At 53.7% G+C, this 4,929-nt stretch carries 5 protein-coding genes and 2 pseudogenes; 1 reads left to right on the top strand and 6 read right to left on the bottom strand.

Annotated elements, in window-relative coordinates; genetic code table 11:
* Positions 1-17 precede the first annotated feature (17 nt).
* Positions 18-149: pseudogene (locus tag RTW80_RS22400) on the bottom strand (IS3 family transposase); the annotation flags it as partial.
* 281 nt (positions 150-430) lie between these two features.
* On the opposite strand from RTW80_RS22400, the gene RTW80_RS22395 reads away from it, so the two are divergent.
* Positions 431-1,789, top strand: coding sequence for an esterase-like activity of phytase family protein (locus tag RTW80_RS22395; RefSeq protein WP_000823243.1), 1,359 nt, complete (start codon positions 431-433; stop codon positions 1,787-1,789).
* 121 nt (positions 1,790-1,910) lie between these two features.
* Here RTW80_RS22395 and RTW80_RS22390 read toward each other — a convergent pair.
* The 5 genes and pseudogenes from RTW80_RS22390 to RTW80_RS22370 all read right to left on the bottom strand — a co-directional run.
* Positions 1,911-1,988, bottom strand: a pseudogene (locus tag RTW80_RS22390) (DUF6404 family protein); the annotation flags it as partial.
* 39 nt (positions 1,989-2,027) lie between these two features.
* The gene (gene tnpC / locus RTW80_RS22385) at positions 2,028-3,413 is read right to left on the bottom strand and encodes an IS66 family transposase (protein WP_175085904.1); all 1,386 of its coding nucleotides are present in this window, start codon (positions 3,411-3,413) and stop codon (positions 2,028-2,030) included.
* Positions 3,414-3,462: 49 nt separating this feature from the next.
* A complete protein-coding gene (gene tnpB / locus RTW80_RS22380; RefSeq protein ID WP_000612632.1) occupies positions 3,463-3,810 on the bottom strand; it encodes an IS66 family insertion sequence element accessory protein TnpB in 348 nt (115 codons plus the stop codon).
* On the bottom strand, positions 3,807-4,187 hold the full coding sequence (gene tnpA, locus RTW80_RS22375) for an IS66-like element accessory protein TnpA (protein WP_001171523.1): 381 nt from the start codon (positions 4,185-4,187) through the stop codon (positions 3,807-3,809). Before tnpA ends, tnpB begins: the two co-directional genes overlap by 4 nt.
* Before the next feature lie 75 nt (positions 4,188-4,262).
* Positions 4,263-4,929: FAD-dependent oxidoreductase (locus RTW80_RS22370; RefSeq protein ID WP_312720241.1), on the bottom strand; the 667-nt coding region annotated here is incomplete at its 5' end.

Below are 4,929 nucleotides of genomic sequence, written 5' to 3'. Positions count from 1 at the left end.
GTGTTTTATCTGTGAACTCAGGCTGCCAGATCATCGTTTCCGATGGAAGCATAATAAGCTTTTTCTGCTTCTGCCGGTGGGATATGGCCCTGCCTTTCCAGCAATCGTCGATTGTTATACCAGTCCACCCACGTGAGTGTGGTCAGCTCATCATACTGACACGTGCATTACCCCTACCGCGATAATGCAACCGTACAATATAGGGCGTTTCCTAAACGCAGCCCTCATCACTCCAATCCAACAAGACACAGCATTTTTGATCACGAAGAAAGACAAATAATTTCCGTAAATGTTTCCGTTGTTACAAATAACAACAGTGTTTTACATTTCTTTGGCCTCAGGCCCGCGCATGTTGCCATTCGATGTCATTTTCCTGACTCGTTTCTTCTTTATGGTGTAGTGTGATCTTCACTTTATGGATGCTAACAATATGAAAAGAAAAATTATTCCCGTGCTAATCGGTTGTACGCTCTCTTTCTCTGCCCTGGCGGCACAACCTACGGCTGAGCGCTATGTCGTCAGTTTTCCAGAAGGCACGCACGTGAACTACGCCGGCGCATTTGCCAGTGCATTCCCGAACGGCCTTCCGGTTGGGATAGGTTCTGGCCTGCTGTTCACCGGTAAACAGGGCGATGCCCTGACATTCGCAACCATTACCGATCGCGGTCCGAACGCGGATTCACCGAAAGAGGGGAAAAACGAAACTAAAATTTTCGTTACGCCAGATTTCGCGCCGCTGCTGATGACGATTCGTGTACAAAACGGCAAAGCGGAGGCCATCGATCCCCGTCCTCTGCATGACGATAAAGGCGCGATCAACGGTCTGCCGCTGGCAAGCGACGTGATTGGCTCCACCAATGAAGTGGCCTTCAGCGACACGTTACATAGACTGAAGGGGGATAATCGCGGGCTGGATACGGAAGGGATCACTCCGGATGGTAAAGGAGGTTACTGGCTGTGCGATGAGTATGGCCCGTTCCTGATTAACATCGACAGTAAAGGGAAAATCCTGGCAATCCACGGTCCGCAGGCGGCGGAAGGGGAAAAAGCGATTGCGGGCGGTTTGCCAAATATCCTCAAATGGCGTCAGGCGAACCGCGGCTTTGAAGGCCTCACCCGTATGCCGGACGGGCGTATTATTGTCGCCGTGCAAAGTACGCTGGATATCGACGCTAAGAGCAAGAAAAAGGCGCTGTTTACGCGTCTGGTGAGCTTCGATCCGGCAAGCGGAAAAACCGCGATGTACGGTTATCCTATCGACAGCGCGGCCTACAGCAAAAACAGCGACGCTAAAATCGGAGACATCGTGGCGCTCGATAACCAGCACATCCTGCTGATCGAACAGGGAAGAGATAAAAACAACAGAATGCGTAACCTGATTTACGAGGTCGATCTCAATAAGGCGAGCGACCTGTCAGGCTTCGACAAGCCGGGTGAGTATCCGGAGTTTGATGATGAGAAAACCCTGTCACAGCGCGGCATTACCCTTGCGCAGAAAACGCAGGTTGTTGATCTGCGCTCCTTGGGCTGGCAGCAGGAGAAGGCTGAAGGGTTGGCGCTGATCGACAGCAAAACGCTGGCGGTGGCGAACGATAACGACTTTGGCGTGAAGGTGGCGATGCAACATCCGGTCGAGGGCAAGACATTCAAGGATTATCGGGTGAACGCGGAAGGAAAGCTGACGCTTGACGACAAGCAGGTTGAAACGACCCTCAGAGTGAAGCCACTGGAGAAACCGGAGTCTGACAGTGAACTGTGGATTGTGACGCTGCCGGAAGCGTTGAAATAAGTTTATAAGGTACGGACAGCAGTATCGCTTAGTTTTTCAAATTCATGTATGTGAACAATATTGGGGTTCCGGCGTAGACCCCCAATGAAAGCGTCACCACGTGAAAACATGCCTGCACGGTTTACACGTCATCCCATGGTGGCAGCCGGTTAACTTTCCTGCGCCACCAGTGGAAAACGGCCATAAGCAGTCCGAACAAAAGTAAGCGTACAGCGAGGGCCGTATTGACGGGGATGTGTTATTCAGCTGGCAGTGCTATGCGCCACGGAAGCAGTTCGCTGACCCGGTTGACCGGCCAGTCTGCTATGACGCCAAGCACATGGCGAAGGTAGCTTTCTGGATCCACGTCATTCAGTTTGCACGTCCCGATCAGGCTGTACAGTAGCGCTCCCCGCTCACCACCATGGCCAGAGCCGAAGAACAGGGTCTTCATCTTTTCACGCAACCAGCTTTCCAGGGATTTCAACAGCGGTTTCGTTTTTCGCTGACGTTCAGCAAGCCGCTGCTCTGCCGGCATTCCCCTTATATCCGCCTCTATGGCGTACAACTGACCGATCTGCTCCAGGGCTTCTTCCGTCAGTGCTGACGGGATGCGGACGTGCACATCGTGGATCTTTCGGCGGGCATGAGCCCAGCAGGCAGCTTCCGTTATCCCACCATTGCGATACAGCTCGTTGAACCCGGCGTACGCATCCGCTTGCAGCACACCGCTGAAGCAAGCAAGATGAGTCTGCGGATGGATGCTTTTTCTGTCCGGGCTGTAAGCGAACCACACTGCAGGTGCCAACGCTGACCCGGCATTGCGGTCATCACGAACATACGCCCACAACCGCCCGGTCTTCGTCTTCTTATTACCCGGCAGCAGTACCTGGACCGGGGTATCATCGGCATGGAGTTTGCCGTCAGTCATGACATAGCCATGAAGCGCCTCTTCCAGCGGAGACAGCAGCCGGCAGCATGCATCCACCCAGCCCGACAGCAGTGAACGGCTCAGCTCCACACCTTGCCGGCCGTATATTTCTGACTGGCGATACAGCGGGGTGTGCTCTGCATACTTCGAGGTCAGCACGCGGGCCAGCAGCCCCGGTCCGGCGATACCCCGCTCGATGGGCCGCGAAGGTGCAGGTGCCTGCACGATGGTATCGCACTGAGTACAGGCATGTTTTTCCCGTACCGTCCGGATAACCCGGAAGGCGCTACGCATCAACTCCAGCTGTTCGGCGGTATCCTCGCCCAGATAGCTCAGTGAACCGCCGCAGTTCGGGCAGCACGGCGCCGCAGGCAACAGTCGCTTTTCGTCACGGGGTAGTGATTCAGGGAACGGCTTACGGGTGCGGGTCTGACGCAACGGACGCTGTACTGCCGGGTCATACACCCTACCAGTCAGCGTATCGCTCTCTTTCTGAAGCCGGTTCAGATCGGCTTCCATTTGTGCGATACGGCGGGAGACTTTTTCGGAACGACTGCCGAAGTTCATCCGGCGGAGTTTATCCAGCTGCGCCTGCAGATGGTCTATTTCGCGCTCCCGGTTGCTCAGCTTTTCCTGCAGGGCGTGGATCAGCGCTTCCTGTTCGGCCAGGCGCTGTTTCAGCAGGAAGATGTCGTCAGAAGAGATGTCGTTCATAAGCCCGTATTTTACCGGGCTTATTCTGTGACAACCAGGATAAAGAGATTTACAGCATGGTCAGGGAGGTCAGCAGCCGCTTGGGCTGTCGCCAGTCGATACCTTCCAGCAGCATCGCCAGCTGCGCCTGCGTAAGGAACACTTTGCCATCACGGGCTGACGGCCAGGCGAAGCGCCCACGCTCCAGCCGTTTGGTCAGGAGGCACAGCCCGTCACCGGTGGACCACAGCAGTTTAACCTGACTGCCGCTGCGGCCCCGGAAAATGAAAATATGGCCGGACATGGGATCGTCTTTCAGCGCCGTTTGTACTTTCGCAGCCAGGCCGTTGAAGCTATTTCTCATATCGGTGATACCGGCAACCAGCCAAATTTTGGTCCCGGAAGGTAACGGGATCATCGCTTCAGTTCCTGTATCAGCAGAGTCAGGAGCTTTTCGCTGACATTGCCATTGAAGCGGAGCGTCCCGTGCCGGAACGTTACCTCACAGCTGATACTGAGGGTTTCCGGGTCCTCTGCGAGCGATTCTGGCTGTTCGGCAGCTGCATCGAGAGTCACAGGAAGTAGCTGGGGGCTCTCTGAAGAAGGTAATAGCAGCTTTCCCTCGCGCCATTGTTGTCGCCATTTGAACAACAGATTGGCGTTAATGCCATTTTCAAGAGCAAGTTTTGAGATGGATATCCCGGGTTCACAGGAGGCAGCAACGAGCAGCTGTTTAAATTCGGGAGGATAATTAGGGCAGCCTTTTCGCCTGCCGGGAGTCACATTTTTCTGCATATCTGACACTTTGGTTCCCACTACTTATTTGGTGGACACCACTTTGTCTAATTCGTCAGATTCTGACCAGACGGTTCAGGCTGTACGCTTACGAATGAACGAGTAATCAGGCATTTCATAGCCTGTACAGGTTATTATTACATCATATTTTTCCTGAGATGCGTCGACGAACTTAATAGCGCCTTCTCCGGTGAAACGCTCTGCCTGGGGTTTAACTTTTATCAGACCGGCGGCCACATTCGGTATGATTTTTTCGTTAACATGCACCGCGTTATTGTTCGCCATGTCGGGCAACAGACTGGATGCTCGGTAGGCCTGCATGTAGTCAGGCATCATGGTGTCGAGATAACCGATAAAATCTTCATAATTCATTTGGCTCAGCAGACACCTGCCCAGATAGGAGTGCATCATGTCATTCGGGCCAGTCGGGAATTGTCTCGGCAGATAAAGTCCCATCTTTTTGACGGACAGACTTACGCTTCTGGCAAAGGGAACAAGGTCTGAGGCAATATCCGCACCGCTGACACCGCCGCCAATGATGAGGATATTTTTTCCTTTAAATGCCTCTGGCTCCTGATAATCTCTCGACGTGATCAACGTTCCGGAGAAGTTTTCCTCACCTGGCAGGGGGGGCCGGCGGGGTTGCCAGAGTTCACCTGTTGCAATGATGACCCGGTCAAAAATGTCTTCCGTGTCTTTTCCGTCAGAAGCGCAGCGGATCACCCGGTGTCCGGCGTCTTTT

This window comes from Escherichia sp. AM3, from assembly GCF_032029835.1.
Classification (GTDB): domain Bacteria; phylum Pseudomonadota; class Gammaproteobacteria; order Enterobacterales; family Enterobacteriaceae; genus Escherichia; species Escherichia coli.
The sequence above is the reverse complement of the archived record's forward strand: the minus strand, read 5'-3'. Positions and strand labels throughout refer to the sequence as shown.

Coding starts and splice junctions, on each gene's coding strand:
- RTW80_RS22395 (WP_000823243.1), top strand. CDS start 431: ATGAAAAGAAAAATTATTCCCGTGCTAATCGGTTGTACGCTCTCTTTC.
- tnpC (WP_175085904.1), bottom strand. CDS start 3,413: ATGAACGACATCTCTTCTGACGACATCTTCCTGCTGAAACAGCGCCTG.
- tnpA (WP_001171523.1), bottom strand. CDS start 4,187: ATGCAGAAAAATGTGACTCCCGGCAGGCGAAAAGGCTGCCCTAATTAT.
- tnpB (WP_000612632.1), bottom strand. CDS start 3,810: ATGATCCCGTTACCTTCCGGGACCAAAATTTGGCTGGTTGCCGGTATC.